Source organism: Streptomyces luomodiensis, from assembly GCF_031679605.1.
In the GTDB taxonomy this organism is placed as follows: domain Bacteria; phylum Actinomycetota; class Actinomycetes; order Streptomycetales; family Streptomycetaceae; genus Streptomyces; species Streptomyces luomodiensis.
The window spans coordinates 6989689-7014376 of record NZ_CP117522.1; the positions used below are offsets into that span (position 1 = coordinate 6989689).

The following is a 24688-nucleotide window of genomic DNA, read 5'->3' on the forward strand; positions in this document are numbered from 1 at the left end:
ATGCCCGACCTGAGTGACGCCACCCGCGGCCGCATCCTCTACGGTGGCGACTACAACCCCGAGCAGTGGCCCGAGAGCGTCTGGCACGACGACATCCGGCTGATGCGCCGGGCGGGCGTCACCACCGTCACCGTCGGCGTCTTCTCCTGGGCCCGGCTCGAACCCCGGCCCGGAGCCCGGGACTTCGGCTGGCTGGACCGGGTCATGGACCTGCTCCACGACGGCGGCATCGAGGTGTGCCTGGCCACCCCGACCGCCTCCCCGCCGCCCTGGATGGGCTCCCGCCACTCCGAGACCCTGCCGCGCGACGAGACCGGCTCCGTCGTCTGGTACGGCTCACGGAACCAGTTCTGCGCCTCGTCCCCCGTCTACCGCGACTACGCACTGCGCATCACCGAGGACCTGGCGGACCGCTACGGTGGCCATCCGGCCCTGCGGATGTGGCACGTCGGCAACGAGTACGGCACGCACTGCTGGTGCGACGAGACCGCCCGGCACTTCCGCCGCTGGCTGCGCGCGAGGTACGGCGAGCTGGAGGCGCTCAACGAGGCGTGGGGGACGGCCTTCTGGAGCCAGCGCTACGACTCCTGGGAGGAGATCATCCCGCCGCGCCGCGCCCCGTACCTGATCAACCCCGGCCAGGCGCTGGACTTCCGCCGCTTCACCAGCGACGCCCTGCTGGAGTGCTTCACCGCCGAACGCCAGGCGCTGGCCGCACGCACCCCGCACACCCCGGTCACCACCAACTTCATGCCGCTGTTCAGCGGCCAGGACGGCTGGGCCTGGGCGGCCGAGGAGGACGTGGTCTCCGTCGACCTCTACCCCGACCCCGGGGACCCGCACGGGGCGGCGTACGGGGCGATGGTCCAGGACCTGACCCGCTCCCAGGCGGGCGGGCCCTGGGTCCTCATGGAGCAGGCCGCCGGCCCGGTCAACTGGCGCGAGGTGAACCGTCCCAAGCCCGACGGACTGATGCGGCTGTGGTCCCTCCAGGCCGTCGCGCGCGGCGCCGACGGCGTCTGCTTCTTCCAGTGGCGGCAGTCCCGGCAGGGCGGCGAGAAGTTCCACTCCGCGATGGTGCCGCACGCCGGTGAGCCGAGCCGCACCTTCGCGCGGGTCCGCGCGCTCGGCGCCGAACTGCGCGCACTGGCCCCGGTCGTGGGCACCGACGTGCCCGCGCGGGCCGCCGTCCTGCACGACTGGCACTCCTGGTGGGCCTCCGGCCAGGACGGCCGCCCCTCCTCCCTGGTCTCCTACGAAGGACTGCTGCGCACCTGGCACCAGGCCCTGTGGGAGCGGAACCTCACCACCGACTTCGCCCATCCGCACGCCGACCTCACCGACTACGCCCTCGTCGCCGTCCCCCAGCTGTACCTGCTCACCGACGAGGCACTGGACAACCTCGCCGCGTATGTGCGGGGCGGCGGCACCCTCGTGTGCGGCTTCTTCACGGGCGTCGCCGACGAGGACGACCGGGTGCGCCCCGGCGGCGTGGACCGGCGGCTGCGCGATCTCCTGGGCATCCGTACGGTCCACGAGTGGTGGCCGCTGGCCGAGGGCGAGGCGCTGGACGCCGAGGGCCCCTGGCTCGGCCCGTTCCGCGGCACCCTCTGGTCCGAGGACCTGGAGCCGTCCACCGCCGAACCGGTCGCCCGGATCAAGGGCGGTGAACTCGACGGCCGCCCCGCCCTCACCCGCAACGCCTACGGCGCGGGCACCGCCTGGTACGTCCCCACCCTCCCCGAACCCGCCGCCCTGCGCGCCCTGCTGGCCCGCGCCGCCGAGGAGGCGGGGCTGGCCCCCGTGCTGCCCGGCCTCCCCGAGGGCGTCGAGGCGGTGCGGCGCGGCCCGTTCCTCTTCCTCCTCAACCACGGCCGCACCCCGGCCGTCGTCCCCCTCCCGTCCACCCGGACGGATCTGCTCACCGGGCGCGTGCACCACACCAGCGTCCGGCTGGACCGCTTCGCGGTCATGGTTCTGGCTCCGCTCGCATCCCGTCATCCGACCCCCCACCCGAAGGGAGCAGTCCCGTGCAACGAGCCGCCCGAACGCTCTTCCTGACCCCGCTGATCGCCCTGCTGGCGCTGATCGGCTTCGCCGCCGCCCCCGCCCAGGCCGCCACTTGGTCCTCTTCGGACCAGTGGGGCACCTGGTCCAACGGCGGCTACACCCTCTACAACAACATCTGGGGCTCCGGCGCCGGAGCCCAGACCATCTGGGCCAACTCCTCCAGCGACTGGGGAGTGTGGGCCGACCACCCCAACACCGGCGGCATCAAGTCCTACCCCAACGCCAAGAAGGTCGTCGGCAAGAAGATCAGCGCCATCTCCAGCCTGACCAGCACCTACAACGTCACCGTGCCGTCCTCGGGCGCGTACAACACCTCGTACGACATCTGGGACACCAACTACGACTACGAGATCATGCTCTGGGTCAACAAGACCGGCGCGGTCGGCCCGCTCGGCACCGCCCAGGGCAATGTCACCCTCGGCGGCCACAGCTGGAGCGTCTACAAGGGCAGCAACGGGGCCAATGAGGTCTTCTCGTTCCTCCGCACCTCCAACTCCACCTCCGGCTCCGTGGACATCAAGCCCATCGTGAACTGGATCAAGAACACCAAGGGCTGGTTCGGCGATGTCACCATCGGCGACGTCCAGTTCGGCTACGAGATCACCTCGTCGGCCGGCGGTCTGGACTTCCGGACCAACAGCTTCGGCGTGAGCGCGAGCTGACGCCCGCGTACCCGGTGCCGGGCGCGCCCGGCACCGGGGCAGCTGGTACGGGACGCGATGGGCGAGGGGCGGGCGCGCGGACGGGGTCAGGACGTGCCGGACGGGGTCAGGGCGTGCCGGGCGCCGGGCCCGAGCTGGCCCGTACGGTCAGCTCCGGGGCGAGCAGGGCCACCTGCTCCTCGGGGGCGTTTCCTTCGAGCTTCGCCACCACAAGCTCCACCGCGCGCCGCCCCATCTCCTCCGCCGGGATGGCCACCGAGGTGAGCCGCACCGACGCCTGGGTGGCCACCTGCTCGGGGCAGACGGCCACCACCGAGATGTCCTCGGGGACCGCGCGCCCCTGCCGGCGCAACAGGCTGAGCAGCGGATCGATGGCCGCCTCGTTCTGCACCACGAAGCCGGTGGTGCCGGGCCGCTCGTCGAAGATCCGGGAGAGGGTGCCGTCCATGGACTCGTAGCTGCCCTCGCACGGGCGGTGCAGCAGCCGCAGGCCCAGCTCACCGGCGCGGCGGCGCAACCCCTCCAGGGTCCGCTCGGCGAACCCGGTGTGGCGCTCGTAGACGGCCGCGGCCTCGCCCACGACGGCGATCTCCCGGTGGCCGAGGGCCGCCAGATGCTCGGCGCACAGCGCACCGGTGGCGGTGAAGTCCAGATCGACGCAGGTCAGGCCGACGGTGTCGGCGGGCAGCCCGATCAGCACGGTGGGCTGGCGGGCCGCGTGCAGCAGCGGCAGCCGCTCGTCCTCCAGCTCCACATCCATCACGATCATGGCGTCGGCGAGCCCGCTGCCGGTCACCCGGCGCACCGCCGCCGGGCCCTCCTCGCCGGTGAGCAGCAGGACGTCATAGCCGTGGGAGCGGGCGGTGGTGGCGACCGCGATGGCGATCTCCATCATCACGGGCACGTACATGTCCGTCCGCAGTGGCACCATGAGCGCGATGATGTTGGAGCGGCTGCTGGCCAGGGCGCGGGCTCCGGCGTTCGGGTGGTAGCCGAGCTCCTTGATGCTGTGCTCGACGCGCTCGCGGGTGGGGGCGGAGATCGACCGCTTGCCGCTGAGGACATAGCTCACCGTGCTGGCGGAGACTCCGGCGTGGCGGGCGACCTCGGCGAGGGTGACCATGCGGGGGACTCCATCCGGTGGTGAGGGCAGAGGGACGACGTCAGACGGATCAGCAGGCGGGTGAAGCGCTTCGACGCAGGAGCCGAATCCCTCCCGGCTGGCGATCGGATTGACAGTAAACCCATAGCGCAGGGCTGTCCAGAGGCCGTCGAAGCGCTGTCGAAGCGCTTCAACGTCTCCCCCGCCCCCGGCGTTCCCTCGCTTTGCCGTCCCGCCGGACCGGAGGCACACTGGCAGCGGTACGTGCCGGTAATGTCACGAGATCGTCATTTGCGGCAAGGGAGCACCGATGACCGCATCATCCGTCAGGCCGGTGTCCGAGCGTGAAGCGCGCCAGGTCGCCGAGGCCGCACGCGAACAGGTATGGCACAAGCCGAGCTTCGCCAAGGAGCTCTTCCTCGGCCGCTTCCGACTCGACCTGATCCATCCGCACCCCACCCCCGCCCCGGACGACGTACGCCGCGGTGAGACCTTCCTCGCCAAGCTCGGCGCGTTCTGCGAGACGCGGGTCGACGCCGCCCGTATCGAGCGCGAGGCGCAGATCCCCGACGAGACCATCAAGGGGCTCAAGGAGATCGGCGCGCTCGGTATGAAGATCGACACCAAGTACGGCGGTCTCGGCCTCACCCAGGTCTACTACAACAAGGCCCTCGCCCTGGCCGGCTCGGTCAGCCCGGCGATCGGCGCGCTGCTCTCCGCCCACCAGTCCATCGGCGTGCCGCAGCCGCTGAAACTCTTCGGCACCCAGGAGCAGAAGGACCGCTTCCTGCCGCGCTGCGCCCGCACCGACATCTCGGCCTTCCTGCTCACCGAGCCGGACGTGGGCTCCGACCCGGCCCGCCTCGCCACCACCGCCGTGCCCGATGGCGACGACTACGTCCTCGACGGCGTCAAGCTGTGGACCACCAACGGCGTGGTCGCCGACCTCCTCGTGGTGATGGCCCGGGTGCCGCGCTCCGACGGCCACAAGGGCGGTATCACCGCCTTCGTCGTCGAGACCGCCTCCGAAGGCGTCACCGTGGAGAACCGCAACGCCTTCATGGGGCTGCGCGGCCTGGAGAACGGGGTGACCCGCTTCCACCGGGTCCGGGTGCCGGCCGCCAACCGGATCGGCCCCGAGGGCGCCGGCCTGAAGATCGCGCTGACCACGCTCAACACCGGACGGCTGTCGCTGCCCGCGATGTGCGCGGGCGCCGGGAAGTGGTCCCTGAAGATCGCCCGGGAATGGTCCGCCGCCCGTGAGCAGTGGGGCAAGCCCATCGCCCGGCACGAGGCCGTCGGCGCCAAGATCTCCTTCATCGCGGCGACCACCTTCGCCCTGGAGGCCGTCATCGACCTCGCCTCCCAGATGGCAGACGAGGACCGCAACGACATCCGTATCGAGGCCGCGCTCGCCAAGCTCTACGGCAGCGAGATGGCCTGGCTGATGGCCGACGAACTGGTCCAGATCCGCGGCGGCCGGGGCTATGAGACCGCGGCCTCGCTGGCCGCCCGCGGAGAGCGGGCCGTCCCCGCCGAGCAGATGCTGCGCGATCTGCGGATCAACCGGATCTTCGAGGGCTCGACCGAGATCATGCACCTCCTCATCGCCCGCGAGGCCGTGGACGCCCATCTGTCGGTGGCGGGCGACCTCATCGACCCCGACGCGTCCCTGTCGGACAAGGGCAAGGCGGCGGCCAAGGCCGGCGGCTTCTACGCCCGCTGGCTGCCCGGCCTGGTCACCGGCCCCGGCCAGCTGCCCCGCGCCTACGCCGAGTTCCACCCGCGGGGCCATCGCGACCTGTCCCCGCATCTGCGCTACGTCGAGCGCTCGGCGCGCAGGCTGGCCCGCTCCACGTTCTACGCCATGTCCCGCTGGCAGGGCCGGATGGAGACCAAACAGGGCTTCCTCAGCCGGATCGTCGACATCGGCGCGGAGCTGTTCGCGATGAGCGCGGCCTGCGTACGGGCCGAGATGCTGCGCTCCCGCGGTGACCACGGCGTCGCGGCGTACCAGCTGGCCGACGCCTTCTGCCGGCAGGCCAGGATCCGTGCCGACGAGCTCTTCGGGCGGCTGTGGAGCAACACCGACGAGCTCGACCGCAAGGTCGTCTCCGGTGTGCTCTCCGGTGCGTACGAATGGCTCGAGCAGGGCATCGTCGACCCCAGTGGCGACGGCCCCTGGATCGCCGACGCCACCCCCGGCCCGACCGCCCGACGAAACGTCCACCGGCCCGTTCACTGAGCCGCCGATCACCGGATCCCGGGGCTTGTCCCGAGCCGCCGCCCCTTGCCTCCACAATGGGGGGATGACGGAATCCCTGGCTGACCCGCACGTGCGTTTTCCGGCGGCCACCGCCGCGGCGAGCGTGCGCGACATCGTGATCCTGGGCTCCACCGGTTCGATCGGCACCCAGGCCATCGACGTCGTGGTGCGCAACCCCGACCGCTTCCGCGTGACCGGCCTGTCCGCCGCCGGGACCCGGGCCGGCCTGCTCGCCGAGCAGGCCCACCGGCTGCGGGTGGAGAGGGTCGCGGTCGCCCGGCCGGAGGCGGTGGCCGAGGTGCGCGAGGCGCTCGGCGCGCGCTACGGCGCCGGTGAGCCGCTCCCCGAGATCCTGGCGGGGCCCGACGCGGCCACCGAGCTCGCCCGCTCCCAGTGCCACACCGTGCTCAACGGCATCACCGGCTCCATCGGCCTGGCGCCGACCCTGGCCGCCCTGGAGGCGGGCCGGGTGCTGGCGCTGGCCAACAAGGAATCGCTCATCGTCGGCGGGCCCCTGGTCAGAGCCATCGCCAAGCCCGGTCAGATCGTCCCGGTCGACTCCGAGCACTCCGCGCTCTTCCAGGCGCTGCTCGGCGGCGCCCGGGAGGAGGTCCGCAAGCTCGTGGTCACCGCATCCGGCGGCCCGTTCCGCGGGCGCACGAAGCGGGAGCTGGCCACGGTCACCCGGGAGCAGGCGCTGGCCCACCCCACCTGGGACATGGGCCCGGTGATCACGATCAACTCCGCGACCCTCGTCAACAAGGGTCTGGAGGTGATCGAGGCCCATCTGCTGTACGACATTCCGTTCGAGCGGATCGAGGTGGTGGTCCACCCGCAGTCGTACATTCACTCGATGGTGGAATTCACCGATGGCTCGACGCTCGCCCAGGCGAGCCCGCCCGATATGCGGATGGCCATCTCGCTCGCTCTCGGCTGGCCCGAGCGGGTGCCCGACGCCGCACCCGGCTGCGACTGGACCAAGGCCCACACCTGGGAATTCTTCCCGCTCGACACCGAGGCGTTCCCCTCGGTCGGCCTCGCCCGCCACGTCGGCGGCCTCGGCGGCACCGCCCCGGCCGTCTTCAACGCGGCGAACGAGGAGTGCGTGGCCGCGTTCCTCGGCGGAAAGCTGCCGTTCAACGGAATCGTCGATACGGTCGCGGAGGTGGTGGCCGAGCACGGCACCCCCACCGCGGGAACCCGGCTCACCGTCGCGGACGTCCTCGAAGCCGAGACATGGGCCCGTGCCCGCGCAACGGAACTGGCCGCCCGAGCGGCGAAGGCGACCCCGGAGGCTCGCGCATGACGACACTGATGACGGTCCTCGGCATAGTGGTGTTCGCCGTCGGCCTGCTGATCTCGATCGCCTGGCATGAGCTCGGCCATCTCTCCACGGCCAAGCTCTTCGGCATCCGGGTGCCGCAGTACATGGTTGGTTTCGGGCCGACGATCTTCTCCCGGAAGAAGGGCGAGACCGAGTACGGCGTCAAGGCGGTCCCGTTCGGCGGCTACATCCGCATGATCGGGATGTTCCCGCCGGGCGATGATGGCAAGATCACCGCACGCTCCACCTCACCCTGGCGGGGCATGATCGAGGACGCCCGGTCGGCCGCCTTCGAGGAGCTCCAGCCCGGCGACGACAAGCGCCTGTTCTACACGCGCAAGCCGTGGAAGCGCGTGATCGTCATGTTCGCCGGGCCGTTCATGAACCTGGTCCTCGCGGTGGCGATCTTCCTCGGGGTGATGATGAGCTTCGGCGTCAACACCCAGACCACCAGCGTGGGCACCGTCTCCCAGTGCGTGGTCGCGGCCTCGGCCGACACCGACACCTGCCCCAAGAAGGCCAAGGACTCCCCGGCCAAGGCCGCCGGTCTGCAGCCCCGGGACAAGATCATCGCCTTCAACGGCCACCGCACCCCGGACTGGGGCACGCTCCAGCAGGACATCCGCAAGACCACCGGCCCCGCCACGATCACCATCGAGCGGGACGGCGTCCGCAAGACCCTGCACGCCAACCTCATAAAGAACCAGGTCGCCAAGTCCGACGGGCACGGCGGCTATGTCGAGGGCGAGTACGTCACGGCCGGCTTCCTCGGCTTCACCCCGGCCAGCGGGGTGGTCAAGCAGTCCTTCGCACAGTCCGTGGACCGCATGGGCAACATGGTCGAGGACGGCATCGACTCCATGATCGCCTTGCCCTCCAAGATCCCGGACCTGTGGAACGCGGCCTTCGGGGACGCCCCGCGCAAGGCGGACTCGCCGATGGGCGTCGTGGGCGCGGCCCGGGTCGGCGGTGAGGTCGCCAACCTCGACATCCCGCCCTCCCAGCGGATCGCGACCATGCTTTTCCTGGTCGCCGGGTTCAACCTCTCGCTGTTCCTGTTCAACATGCTGCCGCTGCTGCCGCTGGACGGCGGTCACATCGCGGGGGCGCTGTGGGAGTCCATCCGGCGCCACACCGCCCGGCTGGTCCGGCGGCCCGACCCGGGCCCGTTCGACGTGGCGAAGATGATGCCGGTCGCCTATGTGATCGCCGGAGTCTTCATCTGCTTCACGCTGCTGGTCCTGGTGGCCGACGTCGTGAACCCCGTGAAAATCTCCTGACGACTCGGGTTGTCCTGAAGTTCGCCTTTGGGTGGACTTCAGGAGCGGAGTGTGCTGAGGACATGACCGTTGCCGTAATCTCGGAGATCGGAGCCCGCTGATCTCCGGCCACTCATACACCTTCTTGGGGTTACGAACCAGATGACTGCGATTTCGCTAGGAATGCCGTCCGTACCGACCAAACTCGCCGAGCGCAGGGTCAGCCGGAAGATCCAGGTCGGGTCGGTGGCCGTCGGCGGCGACGCTCCGATCTCCGTTCAGTCGATGACGACCACGGTGACGGCGGACGTCGGGGCGACACTGCAGCAGATCGCGGAGCTGACGGCGTCCGGGTGCCAGATCGTGCGGGTGGCATGTCCGTCGCAGGACGACGCGGACGCGTTGCCGGTGATCGCGAAGAAGTCGCAGATTCCGGTGATCGCCGACATCCACTTCCAGCCGAAGTACGTGTTCGCGGCGATCGACGCCGGGTGCGCGGCGGTGCGGGTGAACCCGGGGAACATCCGGCAGTTCGACGACAAGGTCAAGGAGATCGCCCGAGCGGCCTCGGACGCGGGCGTGCCGATCCGTATCGGGGTGAACGCGGGGTCGCTGGACAAGCGGCTGCTGGAGAAGTACGGCAAGGCCACGCCGGAGGCGCTGGTGGAGTCGGCGTTGTGGGAGTGCTCACTGTTCGAGGAGCACGGCTTCCGGGACATCAAGATCTCGGTGAAGCACAACGACCCGGTGGTGATGGTCAACGCCTACCGCCAGCTGGCCGCCCAGTGCGACTACCCGCTGCACCTGGGGGTGACGGAGGCGGGTCCGGCGTTCCAGGGGACGATCAAGTCGGCGGTCGCCTTCGGCGCGCTGCTGAGCGAGGGCATCGGGGACACCATCCGGGTGTCGCTGTCGGCCCCTCCGGCCGAGGAGGTCAAGGTCGGCATCCAGATCCTGGAGTCGCTGAACCTGCGGCAGCGGCGGCTGGAGATCGTCTCGTGCCCGTCGTGCGGCCGGGCGCAGGTGGATGTCTACAAGCTCGCGGACCAGGTCACGGCCGGTCTGGAGGGCATGGAGGTCCCGCTGCGGGTCGCGGTCATGGGCTGTGTCGTCAACGGCCCCGGCGAGGCGCGCGAGGCGGACCTGGGCGTCGCATCCGGCAACGGCAAGGGGCAGATCTTCGTCAAGGGCGAGGTCATCAAGACCGTGCCGGAGTCGAAGATCGTGGAGACCCTGATCGACGAGGCCATGAAGATCGCCGAGCAGATGGAGAAGGACGGCGTCCCCTCCGGCGAGCCCCAGGTCTCCGTCAGCGGCGACTGAATATGCGCGGTCCGGTCTGCCCCGGGGTGTCGTAAAGCCCGCGTGGGGGGTTCTCGGGCCAGTGGTGGCCGGGGGAGAACCGAGCCTTGGGGCGCCGGGCGTGCGCGATAGAGTCTGAAGAATCGAATCCCCGGCCCGCGGGCCCGCACCACGTGAGGCAGACCGACACGTGCTGACCACGTCCACCACCAGGGTCCTCGAGCCCCATGAGCTCGACTCGGCCCTCGCGGTGCTCGACCGCGACCCCGTCTCGAACGCCTTCGTCGCCGCCCGCGTCCAGGTCGCCGGCCTGGACCCGTGGCGGCTCGGCGGTGAGATGTGGGGCTGGTACTCCGGCGGCCGGCTGGAGTCGCTCTGCTACGCCGGAGCCAACCTGGTGCCCATCTGCGCCACCCGCGAAGCCGTGCGCGGCTTCGCCGAGCGCGCCCGCCGGGCCGGCCGCCGCTGCTCCTCGATCGTCGGCCCGGCCGACACCACGGCCGAGCTCTGGTCCCTGCTCGAGCCCAGCTGGGGCCCGGCCCGTGAGGTCCGCGCCCATCAGCCGCTGATGGTCACCACCTCGATGTCCGCGGACATCCCGCCCGACCCGCTGGTGCGCCGCGTCCGCAAGGACGAGATGGACGTGATCATGCCGGCGTGCGTGGCGATGTTCACCGAGGAGGTCGGCGTCTCGCCGCTCGCGGGCGACGGCGGGCTGCTCTACCAGGCGCGGGTCGCCGAGCTGGTCTCCGCCGGGCGTTCCTTCGCCCGCGTCGAGGACGGCCGGGTGGTCTTCAAGGCCGAGATCGGCGCGGCCACCCCGCACGCCTGCCAGATCCAGGGCGTCTGGGTCGCCCCCGAGTACCGCGGCCGCGGCCTCTCCGAGACCGGGATGGCGGCCGTGCTGCGCTATGCGCTGGGCGAGGTGGCCCCCGTGGTGAGCCTCTACGTCAACGACTTCAACACCGCGGCCCGCGCCGCGTACCGTCGGGTCGGCTTCCGGGAAGTCGGCGCGTTCATGAGTGTGCTGTTCTGATCGACGGGCCAGTAGGGTGCCGCCCATGCTGCATCTGCCCGGGGGGCGGACCCCGGAACCCGAAGACGTCGTCGTCGGGCCGCTCGACCTCGCCGCACGCGTGGACGAGGCGCTCGCCGTCCAGGCCGTCGCCTTCGGGCTGACGGACGAGGAGGTCGGCGTACGACGGCATATCGTGCTGCGCCACCTCAAGAGCCCCGGTGCCCGCGCGCTCGGCGCGACCACCCCCTCCGGGCGGCTCGTCGGCTTCGTCTACGGCATGCCCAACGACCGCACGCACTGGTGGTCCACGGTCGTCCAGCCGTATCTGCGCGCGGCCGGGCACGAGGACTGGCTGGACGACTCGTTCGTCATCACCGAACTCCATGTCCACCCCGACTACCAGAACCGGGGCATCGGCCGGCGGCTGATCACGACCATCACGGACGGCGCCGCCGAGCCCCGCTCGATCCTCTCCGCCATCGACACCGACAGCCCGGCCCGCGCGCTCTACCGCTCACTGGGCTACGGCGACCTCGCCCGCCCCGTGCTCTTCCCGAGCGCCCCGAGCCCGTATGCCGTGATGGGAGCCCCGCTGCCGCTGCGCCGCTAGCAGGAACCCCCTGGCCCCCCGGCCGGCGGGCCGCTGGCCCCCGGCGCATCCGGAAACCGCATTTCCGGGAAACCGACCCGTGCGGCTAACCTCCTGAACATCCCATCGCACGCAGGAGAGACCCCATGGCCCACGCCGTCAACGTCCAGCGCTTGTCCACGATGATGCTGAAGACGCTGCGCGAAGACCCGGCGGACGCCGAGACCGCCAGCCACAAGCTGCTCGTCCGCGCCGGTTACGTCCGCCGCGCCGCCGCGGGCATCTGGACCTGGCTGCCGATCGGCAAGAAGGTCCTGGAGAACGTCTCGCGGATCGTCCGCGAGGAGATGGACGCCATCGGCGCCCAGGAGGTCCTCCTGCCCGCCCTGCTGCCCCGTGAGCCGTACGAGACGAGCGGCCGCTGGGACGAGTACGGCGATCTGCTCTTCCGGATCAAGGACCGCAAGGGCGCCGACTACCTCCTCGGCCCGACCCACGAGGAGATCTTCACCCTGACGGTCAAGGACCAGTGCACGTCCTACAAGGACCTGCCGGTCATGCTGTACCAGATCCAGACCAAGTACCGGGACGAGGCCCGCCCCCGCTCGGGTGTGCTGCGCGGCCGTGAGTTCCAGATGAAGGACTCCTACTCCTTCGACGCCACCGACGAGGGCCTCGCCGAGTCCTACCGGCTGCACCGCGAGGCGTACCAGCGGATCTTCCAGCGCCTCGGCCTGGACTACCGCATCGTCTCCGCGGTCTCCGGCGCCATGGGCGGTTCGGCCTCCGAGGAGTTCCTGGCCCCGGCGGCGGCCGGCGAGGACACCTTCGTCGACTGCCCGAACTGCGACTACGCCGCGAACACCGAGGCGGTCACGGTGACCGTCCCGCCGGTCGAGGACGCCGACCACGGCCCCCTCGAGGAGCTGGACACCCCCGACACCCCCACCATCGAGTCCCTCGCCGAGTACCTCGGCGTCCCGGCCTCCGCCACCCTGAAGAACCTCCTGGTCAAGGTCGACGGCGAGATCACCGCGGTGGGCGTCCCCGGCGACCGCGAGGTGGACCTGGGCAAGCTGGGCGAGCACCTCGCCCCCGCCGTCGTCGAGCTCGTCACGGCCGAGGACTTCGAGGGCCGCCCCGAGCTGGTGCGCGGCTACGTCGGCCCGCAGGGCCTGGCGGGCAAGTCCTTCCGCTACATCGCCGACCCGCGCGTCGCCCCCGGCACCGCCTGGGTGACCGGCGCCAACAAGCCCGACACCCACGCGCGCAACGTGGTCTGCGGCCGTGACTTCGAGGTCGACCAGTACCTGGACGTCGTCGTGGTCGAGGCGGGCGACCCCTGCCCCCGCTGCGGTGCGGGCATTGAGCTGGACCGGGCGATCGAAATCGGCCATATCTTCCAGCTCGGCCGCAAGTACGCCGACGCCTTCCAGCTCGACGTCCTCGGCCAGAACGGCAAGCCGGCGCGGGTCACGATGGGCTCGTACGGCATCGGCGTCTCCCGTGCCGTCGCCGCCCTCGCCGAGCAGACCCACGACGAGTCCGGCCTCTGCTGGCCCCGCGAGGTCGCCCCGGCCGACGTCCACATCGTCGCGGCGGGCAAGGCCCTCCAGACCGAGCTGGCCCTCGACATCGCCCAGAAGCTGGGCTCGGCGGGCGTCCGGGTCATGGTCGACGACCGCGCCGGGGTCTCCCCGGGCGTGAAGTTCACCGACGCCGAGCTGATCGGCGTCCCGACCATCCTGGTCGTGGGCCGCGGGGCGAAGGACGGCGTCGTCGAGCTGAAGGACCGCCGTACGGGGGAGCGCGAGGAGCTCCCCGTCGACGAGGCCGTCTCCCGCCTTACCACCGCCTGACGGCCGACCCCGCCCCTGCCCCTGCTGTCCCCGAACCCCCGGCTCCCGCCCTCCTGGGAGCCGGGGGTTCGGGGTTCGGGGTGCCTGGTCGGGTGCGGGTTTCGTCTCGCGCCTTCGGCGCAATTGAGCAGCGGCGGCGGGGGTGGGGGGCGCGGCGCCGCCGCCGGGCGCCGGGCCCGTTGGTGTGGGCGCCGGTGGCGGCTTCCGTGCTCGATGGCCGGGGCCCCGCCGGACTGAGGGCAGGCCGCCTGCGGGTACCCCCCTGAAAAACGCTTGATCTGACGCAACTAATTTGTCAATCAGTTTCCAGAGGGGTGCCCTACTCCCCGCTGTCCGGCACCGGCCCCGACCCCCGGCCACGGATGCCGCCACGGGCACCCGCCCCCACCGGCCCGGCGCCCGGCGACGCCGCCCGCGCCCCCCACCCCGTGCCCCGCTGCTCAATTGCGCCGAAGGCGCGAAACGAAACCCGCACCCGCCCACGCCGCCCAGCACCACAGCCCCAACAGCCCCCGCCCACCGGCCGAGGCCAGCGGCGTCCGCCGGAGCCTCCTTACAGCCAGCCCGCGAACTCCAGCAGCAGCTCCGCTCGGCGGCGATCGCCCACCGCGGCCTCGCGCAGGCCCGCTTCGACGGCGCGGTAGAGGGACCAGCCCCGCAGCCGGTCGCGGTCGACGTCCAGCGAGTCCGCCAGCTTGGCGACCCGGCGGCGCGTGGCCGCGGCGGGGCCGGAACCGGCGGCCAGGTCCTCGCAGCGGTCGAGCACCAGCCGCGCCAGGTCGTACGCGCGCTCGCCCACCACCGGCACCGGACCCACCGCGAGCCACGGCAGGCGCTCCCCGGCCAGCACCTTCCCCTGCCGGAACTCGCCGTGCAGCAGCACCTCCTCGGGCGGCTCGGCGGGCAGCGCCGCCCGCAGTTCCAGGGCCTCGTCGGTCAGCGGACGGACGTCCGCCGCCCAGGCCCCCGCGCCGAGCACCCGCATGACCTCGCGGTCCTCCTCCGTACGCCCGGTGACCGACGCGAACGGATGTCCCTCGGGCGGCGCCACCCACAGCCGCCGTACCGTGCCCGCCGCCTCCAGCAGCGCCTTCGCCTCGGGCAGCGAGCGCAGCGACACCGCGCTGCGCAGCCGCTCGATCAGCAGCGCACCGGTGTCCGGGTCGGCGCGCAGCAGCCGGGCCGCGCCCCAGCCGTCCCAGTGCGCGAGGGCGGCCTGCTCACGGTCGGCGTCCGGGCCGGGGACCGGGAACTTCAGCGCCGCCGGGGTGCCGTCCGCCTGTCGTACGAGCGCGACGAGACCGTGTCGGCCTCCGGGCGTCACCACCCGCTCCAGGGTCAGCTCCCAGGCCGTCAGCTGCCGCTCGACCGTCTCGGGCAGGGCGTCCAGCCAGCTCCGTACGGCGCTCGCCGGACTGTCGCTCAGCGCGTCCAGAAGCCGCTTCGGCACATGGACACGGGCCGTGTCGTGGCCGCCGGGCTGTGGTGCCGATGCCATCCCTGAGCTGTTCCCTCCACCATCAATGACCTCTACGCCCTCATGGGCCCCGTCGGCCTCACCCAGCACACGTGCCGGTCACACGCCGTCCGCCGCACCGCTCGGTGACGCGGACGGAGCGGCCGGTGCGGCGCGTTCGGTGAGCCCAGGGAAGGCTACGCCGCCGCCTCGCCAGCGGACCGCCCGGACCGCCGCCTCCCGCAGCGCGCCCGCCGCCTGGCGGCGCAGGGACCCGGTCGAGGCCCGTACGAGGTCGGCGTAGACGGCGGCCACCCGGTTCTCCAGCTCGGCGGCGAGCCGTACCGCGGCGGGCGCGTCGGGTACCGCGAAGGGCAGGGCGTAGGCGGGTGCCGCGCTCTCGGGGTCGCCACCGAGGTCGCGCACGGTGCGGGTGAGGTCGTCCCGGCGCGCGCGGTGCGCGGCGTAGCCTTCGCGCGCCTCCGCGAGCCGGTCGTCGCCGATCCGCCCGCCGACGACGCCGTACCCGTACACCGCGGCGTGCTCGGCGGCGAGCGCCGCCTGCGCGGCCCTGAGCGCCGCGGCGCGTTCGCCGACGGCCGTACGGCCTGCTCGAGAGGCCATGTCAGTACCCCTTCCCGGTGGTCCCGAGCGTGGTCATGAGCGTGCTCATGAGTCCGCGTCGTGCTGCGTGAGGAGAAAGACGTGGGCGGCGCCGCAGGCCGCGACGGAGGCCAGCAGCCGGGCGAGTTCGGGCGGTGCGGTGGTGAGCGCGGCGGTGCGGGTGTCGGCGGTGTGGCGTTCGGCCTGGGCGAGGGCGGAGAGGGCCTTCTTCTCGTCCTTGGGGACCTCCGGCACCCGCTGCCCGCCCGCCGAGGGCGAGCGCGACGCGGTCGCGGAGGGGGAGGCGGACCGGTCCTCGGAGGTGAAGACCGCGACATGCCGGGCCGTTTCCTCCCGCAGCGGCGTCAGCCGCTCGGCCAGGGCGGGATGCGCGTCCACGGTCGCGTCGTAGCGTGCGAGAAGCGCGGTGGAGTCCCGCGCGCCCCGCGCCCGCAGTAACGCGACGGCCGCCCCGCCGCCCGTGTCGGGCCGGGACTTCGAGTCGTCGGAGCAGCCGCTCAGCAGCGCGACGGCCCCCAGCACCCCGCCGCCCAGCAGCAGACTCCGCCGCCGGGACACCGGGGCGGCGAACCCCGGGGACACGGCGGACCCCGAGGGCGCGGAGGAGACCGCGGCCATCGCGTCGGACGCGGACGCGGAGCGGGATGGGGCGGACGCGGGACGAGGTGGGGGAGTCGTGATCGGCACGTTCCTCTTTCCGGGCTGCGGCCGCTCCCGGCCGCCGGTAGTGATCACAGCAGGCGAGCGTACCCGCGCCGAGCCCGTCTGCCCGGCAGCGGCCACCGAATCGTCAGCCCGCCGCCGGAACAGATAGGCTTTGACCTGACACGCGACCTTCCCACAACAGCACACGCGGCCGAGGAGTCACCCGGATGAGCACCACCCAGAGCGAAAGGCTGCGCGGACTGCTGGAACCGCTCGTCAGCGCGCGGGACCTGGATCTGGAAGAGGTCGAGGTGACACCGGCCGGACGGCGGCGTGTGCTGAGAGTGGTCGTGGACTCCGACGACGGCGTCCAGCTGGACACGTGCGCGGAGCTGAGCCGGGACATCTCCCAGACCCTCGACGACACGGACGCGATGGGGCAGACCCCGTACGTCCTCGAGGTCACCTCTCCCGGCGCCGAGCGCCCCCTGACCGAGCCGCGCCACTACCGCCGCGCCACCGGCCGCCTCATGCGAGCACGACTCGCCGACGGCGGCGAACTGGTCGCCCGGATCGTCTCGGTGGACGACGGGGGCCTCGATCTGGAGGTCCCAGGGGTGAAGGGGCGCAAGCCCACCGCCAGACGGCTGGCCTTCGAGGAGATCTCCAAGGCGCGGGTGGAGATCGAGTTCAACCGCAAACCCGCGGACAAGCTCACGGAACAGGCCCCGGAGGAATCCGTGGGCGACGGCGGCGAGAGCAAGGAGGAGGCGTAGCCGTGGACATCGACATGAGTGCCCTGCGGGGTCTGGTGCGAGAGAAGGAGATCTCCTTCGACCTGTTGGTCGAGGCGATCGAGTCGGCCCTCCTCATCGCCTACCACCGCACCGAGGGAAGCCGTCGCCGGGCCCGGGTGGAGCTGAACCGCGACACCGGCCATGTGACCGTATGGGCCCGTGAGGACGCCGAGGACCTGGCGGAGGGGCAGGAGCCCCGCGAGTTCGACGACACCCCCTCCGGCTTCGGCCGGATCGCCGCGATGACCGCCAAGCAGGTCATCCTCCAGCGGCTGCGGGACGCCGAGGAGGAGATCACCTTCGGCGAGTACGCGGGGCGGGAGGGCGATGTCGTCGCCGGTGTCGTCCAGCAGGGCAAGGACCCCAAGAACGTGCTGGTGGACATCGGCCGGCTCGAGGCGATCCTGCCGGTGCAGGAGCAGGTCCCGGGCGAGGACTACGCACACGGCACCCGTCTGCGTACGTACGTGGTACGAGTCGTCAAGGGTGTGCGCGGCCCGTCGGTGACCCTTTCGCGTACGCATCCCAACCTGGTCAAGAAGCTCTTCGCGCTCGAGGTGCCGGAGATCGCGGACGGTTCGGTGGAGATCGCGGCGATCGCCCGTGAGGCGGGCCACCGCACCAAGATCGCGGTGCGGTCCACCCGTCCGGGGCTGAACGCCAAGGGCGCGTGCATCGGCCCGATGGGCGGCCGGGTGCGCGCCGTGATGGCCGAGCTGCACGGCGAGAAGATCGACATCGTCGACTGGTCGGACGACCCCGCCGAACTGGTGGCGAACGCGCTGTCACCCGCGCGGGTGAGCAAGGTCGAGGTGGTCGATCTGTCGGCCCGCTCGGCGCGGGTCACCGTGCCGGACTACCAGCTGTCCCTCGCCATCGGCAAGGAGGGGCAGAACGCCCGGCTGGCGGCGCGGCTGACCGGCTGGCGGATCGACATCCGGCCGGACACCGAGCAGCCGGGTGATCAAGGCTGATTCCGGTCGGAGTCGCTCGGGGTCCAGTCGAAATCAGTGACGGTTCGATCACTCCCCCCAAGGGGTGGTGTCGGCACAGGGAGGTAGACTTAAGCAGTGTCTGGCCGCACGCGAGCTGGTGCCTGCCCTGAGAGAACGTGTGTGGGATGCCGGGATCGGGCGGCCAAGAACGATCTGCTGCGCATCGTGGCGGTCGAGGGTGTTTGTGTCCCCGACCGACGCGGTACGCTCCCCGGTCGGGGTGCTTATGTACACCCCACACGGGTCTGCCTGGACCTGGCGGTCCGCCGCCGGGCCCTCTCTCGGGCCTTCAGGGGGCCGGGAGCGCTCGACACCACGGCCCTGCGCCGGTTTGTCGAGCAGGGTGAGCAGGCGACACCCTGAGTAGTTGGAAGAACGGCACGGGACACCGTGCGGTCAGGTACCTCGCGAGTCGGAAGTAGGTCGAGATTGCGATGAGCACTCGATGAGTACGCGATGAGTACGCCCATGAAGTAGCGACGGTCCGGCGGCAACCCGGACCTAAAAGGAGCGAAGTGGCTAAGGTCCGGGTATACGAACTCGCCAAGGAGTTCGGAGTTGAGAGCAAGGTCGTCATGGCCAAGCTCCAAGAACTCGGTGAATTTGTACGTTCGGCGTCCTCGACGATCGAGGCGCCGGTTGTGCGCAAGTTGACTGACGCTTTCCAGGGTGGCAACGGCTCCGGCCGCGGCGCTGGTAAGCCCTCGGCGCCGCGCAAGGCGACGCCCAAGCCGCCGACCCCCGGTCCGGCGGCCGCGGCCCGTCCGGCCGCCCCCAAGCCCCCGACGCCCGGCCCCAAGCCGGGTGCCCCCGAGGGCCAGCGCGGTACGCCGCCCGCGGCGCCCACTCCGGGCCCGCGTCCCACGCCGGGTGCCCGTCCGACCCCCGGCCCCAAGCCGGGCCCCGCGCCGGCGGCTCCGGCGCAGCCCGAGTTCACCGCCCCGCCGTCCCCCGGCCCCAAGCCCGCCGCGGCCAAGCCGGGTGCGCCCGGCAAGCCGGGTGCCACGCCCGGTCCGCGCCCCGGCGGCCGTCCGGGCGCACCGGGTCAGGGCCAGGGCGGCCAGGGCCAGGGTGGCCGTGGTGCCCCGCGTCCGGGCCAGGAGCGTCCGCGTCCGGGTGCGCCCCGTCCGGCCGGTCCCCGTCCGGGTAACAACCCCTTCACCTCCGGTGGCTCCACCGGTATGGCGCGCCCGCAGGCGCCCCGTCCCGGCGGCGCCCCGCGCCCCGGCGGCCAGCCCGGCCCCGGCCCGCGCCCGCAGGGCGGCGGCCAGGGCGGTCCGGGCCGCGGCCAGGGCGGTCCCGGCGGCCCCCGGCCCACTCCGGGCCAGATGCCCCGTCCGCAGGGCGCCCAGGGCGGCGGCCCGCGTCCGGGTCCCGGCGGCGGTCCGCGCCCGAACCCGGGCATGATGCCGCAGCGTCCGGCCGCCGGCCCGCGTCCGGGCCCCGGCGGCGGTCGCGGTCCCGGCGGTGCCGGTCGTCCCGGTGGCGGTGGCGGCGGTCGTCCCGGTGGCGGTTTCGCCGGCCGTCCCGGTGGCGGTGGCGGCGGTCGTCCCGGTGGCGGCGGCGGTTTCGCCGGTCGTCCCGGTGGTGGCGGCGGCTTCGGTGGCGGCGGTGGCCGTCCCGGCTTCGGCGGCCGTCCGGGTGGTCCCGGTGGCCGTGGTGGCACCCAGGGCGCGTTCGGCCGTCCCGGCGGTCCGGCGCGTCGTGGCCGCAAGTCGAAGCGGCAGAGGCGCCAGGAGTACGAGGCCATGCAGGCCCCGTCCATCGGCGGTGTGATGCTGCCGCGCGGCAACGGCCAGACGGTCCGGCTGTCGCGGGGTGCCTCGCTCACCGACTTCGCGGAGAAGATCAACGCCAACCCGGCGTCCCTGGTCCAGGTGATGTTCAACCTGGGCGAGATGGTCACCGCGACGCAGTCCGTCTCCGACGAGACGCTTCAGCTTCTCGCCGACGAGATGAACTACAACGTCGAGATCGTGAGCCCGGAGGAGGAGGACCGCGAGCTCCTCGAGTCCTTCGACATCGAGTTCGGTGAGGACGAGGGCGGCGAGGAGATGCTCGTCGCGCGTCCGCCGGTGGTGACCGTCATGGGTCACGTCGACCACGGTAAGACCCGCCTGCTGGACGCGATCCGCAAGACCAACGTGGTCGCGGGCGAGGCCGGCGGCATCACCCAGCACATCGGTGCCTACCAGGTCTCGACCGAGGTCAACGACGAAGAGCGCAGGATCACCTTCATCGACACCCCGGGTCACGAGGCGTTCACCGCCATGCGTGCCCGTGGTGCCAAGTCGACCGACATCGCGATCCTCGTGGTGGCGGCCAACGACGGTGTGATGCCCCAGACGATCGAGGCGCTGAACCACGCCAAGGCGGCCGACGTGCCGATCGTGGTCGCGGTCAACAAGATCGACGTCGAGGGTGCGGACCCGACCAAGGTGCGCGGTCAGCTGACCGAGTACGGCCTGGTGGCCGAGGAGTACGGCGGCGACACCATGTTCGTCGACATCTCCGCCAAGCAGGGTCTGCACATCGACAGCCTGCTGGAGGCCGTCGTCCTCACCGCCGACGCCTCGCTCGACCTGCGGGCCAACCCGGAGCAGGACGCACAGGGCATCGCGATCGAGGCCCACCTCGACCGCGGCCGCGGCGCCGTGGCCACCGTGCTGGTCCAGCGCGGCACCCTGCGGGTCGGCGACACGATGGTCGTGGGCGACGCCTACGGCCGCGTCCGGGCGATGCTCGACGACAACGGGAACGCGCTGGAGGAGGCCGGTCCGGCGACCCCGGTCCTGGTGCTCGGTCTGACCAACGTGCCCGGTGCGGGTGACAACTTCCTCGTCGTCGACGAGGACCGCACCGCCCGCCAGATCGCCGAGAAGCGCGCCGCCCGCGAGCGGAACGCCGCCTTCGCCAAGCGCACCCGCCGGGTCTCCCTGGAGGACCTGGACAAGGTGCTCAAGGCCGGTCAGGTCCAGCAGCTCAACCTCATCATCAAGGGCGACGCGTCCGGTTCGGTGGAGGCTCTCGAGTCCTCGCTGCTCCAGCTCGACGTCGGCGAAGAGGTGGACCTGCGGGTGCTGCACCGCGGTGTGGGTGCGGTCACCGAGACCGACATCGACCTGGCGACCGGTTCCGACGCCATCGTCATCGGCTTCAACGTGCGCGCCGACGGGCGTGCCACGCAGATGGCCGAGCGCGAGGGCGTGGACGTCCGCTACTACTCGGTCATCTACCAGGTGATCGAGGAGATCGAGGCGGCCCTGAAGGGCATGCTCAAGCCGGAGTACGAAGAGGTCGAGCTCGGTACGGCGGAGATCCGCGAGATCTTCCGCTCGTCCAAGCTGGGCAACATCGCCGGTGTGCTCATCCGCTCCGGCGAGGTCCGGCGGAACACCAAGGCCCGCCTGCTCCGCGACGGCAAGGTCGTGGCGGAGAACCTCAACATCGAGGGTCTGCGTCGCTTCAAGGACGACGTCACCGAGATTCGCGAGGGCTTCGAGGGCGGTATCAACCTCGGCAGCTACAACGACATCAAGGTCGACGACGTCATCGCGACGTACGAGATGCGCGAGAAGCCGCGCGGCTGACGAGCGGCTGTCCATCCGGGGCCGGTCGGCGGAGGAATTCCGTCGATCGGCCCCGGCCCTTGCGTGTACGGTGCCAGAAGTCCGCATTCTCAAAGGCCCCACGGGTGGCTAGACCCGGACCGCATGTATGTAGGGACGTTGTCCTTTGACCTGCTTCTCGGCGACGTACGGTCGTTGAAGGAGAAGCGCTCCGTCGTCCGCCCGATCGTCGCCGAGCTGCACCGCAAATTCGCGGTGAGCGTGGCGGAGGTCGGAGACCAGGACCTGTACCGCAGGGCCCGGATCGGCCTCGCGATGGTCTCCGGGGACACGGGCCACCTCAGCGAGGTGCTCGACCGCTGCGAGCGGCTGGTGGCGGCGCGGCCGGAGGTGGAGCTGCTGTCGGTGCGGCGGCGGTTCCACGGTGGCGATGATGAATGAGGGCCGGACCGGCGGTCGCAGACCGTCCCCGGCCATCGATGACTGACGCGAAGAAGAGAGAAGAAGACGCATGACCGACACCGCGCGGGCACGCAAGCTGGCGGACCGCATCCGGGTCGTGGTCGCGGAGACCCTACAGCGGCGGATCAAGGACCCGCGACTGGGCTATGTGACCATCACCGACACCCGGATCACCGGTGATCTGCGGGAGGCGACCGTCTTCTACACGGTCTTCGGCGACGACGAGGAGCGGGCGGCCTCCGCCGCGGCCCTGGAGAGCGCCAAGGGCGTGCTGCGGTCGGAGGTCGGACGGCAGACCGGGGTGCGCTTCACCCCGACCCTGACGTTCGTCCCGGACGCGCTGCCGGAGAACGCCCGCACCATCGACGATCTGCTCGCCAAGGCCAAGGCCGCGGACGCCGAGGTGCGCCAGGCGTCCTCGGGTGCCAGCTACGCCGGCGACGCCGACCCCTACCGCAAGCCCGGCCAGGAGGCGGACGACGAGGAGCCCGGCACGGACGGCAAGGGTTCATCGGACGTATGACGCGCAACGGCAAGGCCGGTTCCGGGGCACCGGACGGCCTGGTGATCGTCGACAAACCAGCTGGTTTCACCTCGCACGACGTCGTCGCCAAGATGCGCCGCTTCGCCGGCACCCGGCGGGTCGGCCACGCCGGGACGCTGGACCCGATGGCCACGGGCGTGCTCGTGGTCGGCGTGGAGAAGGCGACCCGGCTGCTGGGCCATCTGGCGCTGACCGAGAAGGAGTACCGGGCCACCATCCGGCTCGGCCAGACCACGGTCACCGATGACGCGGAGGGCGAGATCACCTCCTCGGACGGCGCCGCCGGGCTCGCGCCGAGCGCCGTCCAGGCCGGGATCGAGGAGCTGACCGGGGACATCCAGCAGGTCCCGTCGAAGGTCAGCGCCATCAAGATCGACGGCAAGCGTTCCTACGCACGGGCGCGGGAGGGCGAGGAGTTCGCGATCCCGGCGCGGCCGGTGACCGTCTCCTCCTTCGTCCTCCACGACCACCGTGAGGCCAAGGCGGAGGACGGCACCGCCGTATCCGACCTGGATGTCACGGTGGTGTGCTCCTCCGGCACCTACATCCGGGCGCTGGCGCGCGACCTGGGCGCCGGGCTGGGCGTCGGCGGCCACCTCACGGCCCTGCGCCGGACCCGGGTCGGCCCGTACGGGCTGGCGGCGGCCAGGACGCTGGAGCGGCTGGAGGAGTCGCTGGAGGTCATGCCCATCGCCGAGGCCGCGGCCGCCGCCTTCCCGCGCTGGGACGTGGACGCCCGCCAGGCCCGGCTGCTGGGCAACGGCGTGCGGATCGACATGCCGTCGGCGGGCGCGCCGGGGCCGGTCGCGGTCTTCGGGCCGGAGGGGCGCTTCCTGGCCCTCGTGGAGGAGTCGAAGGGCAAGGCGAAGAGCCTGGCCGTCTTCGTATGAGGCCATTGAGGCCATCCACGTATGAGGCCATCGACGTATGAGGCCACGTACGAGGCCATCGACCCCAGGCCGCGTTGCGAGCGCCCGAGCCGGCCGCCTACGGTGGCTTCCGGCCGGTCCGGGCGCTTGCGGCGACCACCGATGCGAGGTGGACGCCTGGGGCATGGCAGTCTTAGACCTGCGAAGTCGACAGACAAAGGTTCGGGCGAGGAGCGGGCAAAGTGCAGCGCTGGCGTGGCTTGGAGGACATCCCCGAGGGCTGGGGGCGCAGCGTCGTCACCATCGGTTCCTACGACGGGGTGCACCGAGGACACCAGCTGATCATCGGCCGTGCCGTGGCACGGGCGCGTGAGCTGGGTGTACCGGCGGTCGTGGTCACCTTCGACCCGCATCCGAGCGAGGTCGTGCGGCCGGGCAGCCATCCGCCGCTGCTCGCCACGCATCAGCGGCGCGCGGAGCTGATGGCCGGGCTGGGCGTGGACGCGGTGCTGGTCCTGCCGTTCACGGCCGAGTTCTCCCGGCTCGCCCCCGCCGACTTCGTGGTGAAGGTGCTGGTCGACAAGTTGCACGCACGGGTCGTGGTGGAGGGCCCCAATTTCCGCTTCGGCCACAAGGCCGCCGGGAACGTCGCCTTCCTGCGCGAACTCGGCACCACCTACGACTACGAGGTCGAGGTCGTCGACCTGTACGAGCGCGGCGCGGCGGGCGGCGGCGAGCCGTTCTCCTCCACACTGGTGCGCCGTCTGGTCGCGGAGGGCGATGTCACGGGCGCGATGGAGGTCCTCGGCCGGCCGCACCGCGTCGAGGGTGTGGTGGTGCGCGGTGCGCAGCGCGGCCGTGAGCTGGGCTTTCCGACGGCCAACCTGGAGACCCCGGCGCACACCGCGATCCCGGCCGACGGCGTCTACGCCGGCTGGCTGACGGCGCGGGGCGAGGCGATGCCCGCGGCCATCTCGGTCGGCACCAATCCGCAGTTCGACGGCACCGAGCGGACGGTCGAGGCGTATGCGATCGACCGGGTCGGACTGGATCTGTACGGGCTCCATGTCGAGGTCGACTTCCTCGCCTATCTGCGGGGCCAGGAGAAGTTCGACTCGATCGAGGCGCTGCTGGAGCGCATGGCGGCCGATGTGAAGCGGGCCCGCGAACTCGTCGAGGAGCACGACGGCAGCTGACGCGCCGTGTGGTGAGCGCGGACGCGCCGCCCGTGCGTCGTCGCCAACGCGCATGCGCCCCGTGGGACCGGATCACCGGC

21 protein-coding genes are annotated in these 24688 nt (G+C 71.8%); 17 read left to right on the forward strand and 4 right to left on the reverse strand.

Annotation, left to right across the window (positions count from 1 at the left end):
• Together PS467_RS29595 and PS467_RS29600 are read left to right on the forward strand one after the other, a co-directional pair.
• The gene (locus tag PS467_RS29595) at positions 1-2061 is read left to right on the forward strand and encodes a beta-galactosidase (protein WP_311037773.1); all 2061 of its coding nucleotides are present in this window, start codon (positions 1-3) and stop codon (positions 2059-2061) included.
• Positions 2031-2732: a glycoside hydrolase family 12 protein gene (locus PS467_RS29600; RefSeq protein WP_311037774.1), complete on the forward strand. Its 702-nt coding sequence runs from the start codon at positions 2031-2033 to the stop codon at positions 2730-2732. Before PS467_RS29595 ends, PS467_RS29600 begins: the two co-directional genes overlap by 31 nt.
• 106 nt (positions 2733-2838) lie before the next feature.
• On the opposite strand, the gene PS467_RS29605 is transcribed toward PS467_RS29600, so the two are convergent.
• Positions 2839-3855 carry a LacI family DNA-binding transcriptional regulator gene (locus PS467_RS29605; RefSeq protein WP_311037775.1) on the reverse strand — a complete coding sequence of 339 codons (1017 nt, stop codon included), beginning with the start codon at positions 3853-3855 and terminating at the stop codon, positions 2839-2841.
• A 289-nt stretch (positions 3856-4144) separates the two neighbouring features.
• Between PS467_RS29605 and PS467_RS29610 the strand changes: the two genes are divergently transcribed.
• The 7 genes from PS467_RS29610 to PS467_RS29640 all read left to right on the forward strand — a co-directional run bounded on the left by PS467_RS29610 (position 4145) and on the right by PS467_RS29640 (position 13451).
• On the forward strand, positions 4145-6079 hold the full coding sequence (locus tag PS467_RS29610; protein ID WP_311037776.1) for an acyl-CoA dehydrogenase family protein: 1935 nt from the start codon (positions 4145-4147) through the stop codon (positions 6077-6079).
• 64 nt (positions 6080-6143) lie between these two features.
• Positions 6144-7406, forward strand: coding sequence for a 1-deoxy-D-xylulose-5-phosphate reductoisomerase (gene dxr, locus PS467_RS29615; RefSeq protein WP_311037777.1), 1263 nt, complete (start codon positions 6144-6146; stop codon positions 7404-7406).
• On the forward strand, positions 7403-8704 hold the full coding sequence (locus tag PS467_RS29620; RefSeq protein ID WP_311037778.1) for a M50 family metallopeptidase: 1302 nt from the start codon (positions 7403-7405) through the stop codon (positions 8702-8704). The genes dxr and PS467_RS29620 overlap by 4 nt, the downstream gene beginning before the upstream one ends.
• Positions 8705-8845: 141 nt before the next feature.
• The gene (gene ispG, locus PS467_RS29625; protein ID WP_311037779.1) at positions 8846-10006 is read left to right on the forward strand and encodes a flavodoxin-dependent (E)-4-hydroxy-3-methylbut-2-enyl-diphosphate synthase; all 1161 of its coding nucleotides are present in this window, start codon (positions 8846-8848) and stop codon (positions 10004-10006) included.
• A 169-nt stretch (positions 10007-10175) separates the two neighbouring features.
• Positions 10176-11021, forward strand: coding sequence for a GNAT family N-acetyltransferase (locus PS467_RS29630; RefSeq protein WP_311037780.1), 846 nt, complete (start codon positions 10176-10178; stop codon positions 11019-11021).
• Between the two features lie 25 nt (positions 11022-11046).
• Positions 11047-11613, forward strand: a complete 567-nt coding sequence (locus PS467_RS29635) for a GNAT family N-acetyltransferase (protein WP_311037781.1) — start codon at positions 11047-11049, stop codon at positions 11611-11613.
• A 125-nt stretch (positions 11614-11738) separates the two neighbouring features.
• Positions 11739-13451: a proline--tRNA ligase gene (locus PS467_RS29640; protein ID WP_311037782.1), complete on the forward strand. Its 1713-nt coding sequence runs from the start codon at positions 11739-11741 to the stop codon at positions 13449-13451.
• A gap of 553 nt (positions 13452-14004) precedes the next feature.
• Here PS467_RS29640 and PS467_RS29645 read toward each other — a convergent pair.
• From PS467_RS29645 to PS467_RS29655, 3 genes are all read right to left on the reverse strand, one after another.
• Positions 14005-14949, reverse strand: a complete 945-nt coding sequence (locus tag PS467_RS29645) for an aminoglycoside phosphotransferase family protein (RefSeq protein ID WP_311037783.1) — start codon at positions 14947-14949, stop codon at positions 14005-14007.
• A 78-nt stretch (positions 14950-15027) separates the two neighbouring features.
• Positions 15028-15531, reverse strand: a complete 504-nt coding sequence (locus tag PS467_RS29650; protein ID WP_311037784.1) for a ferritin-like domain-containing protein — start codon at positions 15529-15531, stop codon at positions 15028-15030.
• A gap of 45 nt (positions 15532-15576) precedes the next feature.
• Positions 15577-16266, reverse strand: coding sequence for a hypothetical protein (locus PS467_RS29655; RefSeq protein WP_311037785.1), 690 nt, complete (start codon positions 16264-16266; stop codon positions 15577-15579).
• Between the two features lie 137 nt (positions 16267-16403).
• Here PS467_RS29655 and rimP point away from each other — a divergent pair, with 137 nt between their 5' ends.
• The 8 genes from rimP to PS467_RS29695 all read left to right on the forward strand — a co-directional run bounded on the left by rimP (position 16404) and on the right by PS467_RS29695 (position 24608).
• Positions 16404-16952 (forward strand): ribosome maturation factor RimP, encoded by a 549-nt coding sequence (gene rimP / locus PS467_RS29660; RefSeq protein ID WP_311037786.1) that lies wholly within the window; start codon positions 16404-16406, stop codon positions 16950-16952.
• 2 nt (positions 16953-16954) lie between these two features.
• Positions 16955-17947: a transcription termination factor NusA gene (nusA, locus tag PS467_RS29665; protein ID WP_268974725.1), complete on the forward strand. Its 993-nt coding sequence runs from the start codon at positions 16955-16957 to the stop codon at positions 17945-17947.
• A 96-nt stretch (positions 17948-18043) separates the two neighbouring features.
• The gene (locus tag PS467_RS29670) at positions 18044-18331 is read left to right on the forward strand and encodes a YlxR family protein (protein WP_268974726.1); all 288 of its coding nucleotides are present in this window, start codon (positions 18044-18046) and stop codon (positions 18329-18331) included.
• 152 nt (positions 18332-18483) lie between these two features.
• Entirely contained in the window at positions 18484-21558 is a 3075-nt protein-coding gene (gene infB / locus PS467_RS29675; RefSeq protein ID WP_311037787.1) for a translation initiation factor IF-2, read from the forward strand.
• Positions 21559-21681: 123 nt separating this feature from the next.
• The gene (locus PS467_RS29680; protein ID WP_268974728.1) at positions 21682-21978 is read left to right on the forward strand and encodes a DUF503 domain-containing protein; all 297 of its coding nucleotides are present in this window, start codon (positions 21682-21684) and stop codon (positions 21976-21978) included.
• A gap of 70 nt (positions 21979-22048) precedes the next feature.
• The gene (gene rbfA / locus PS467_RS29685) at positions 22049-22522 is read left to right on the forward strand and encodes a 30S ribosome-binding factor RbfA (RefSeq protein ID WP_311037788.1); all 474 of its coding nucleotides are present in this window, start codon (positions 22049-22051) and stop codon (positions 22520-22522) included.
• Positions 22519-23433, forward strand: coding sequence for a tRNA pseudouridine(55) synthase TruB (truB, locus tag PS467_RS29690; RefSeq protein ID WP_311037789.1), 915 nt, complete (start codon positions 22519-22521; stop codon positions 23431-23433). Before rbfA ends, truB begins: the two co-directional genes overlap by 4 nt.
• Positions 23434-23654: 221 nt before the next feature.
• Entirely contained in the window at positions 23655-24608 is a 954-nt protein-coding gene (locus tag PS467_RS29695; protein WP_311037790.1) for a bifunctional riboflavin kinase/FAD synthetase, read from the forward strand.
• Positions 24609-24688: the final 80 nt, after the last annotated feature.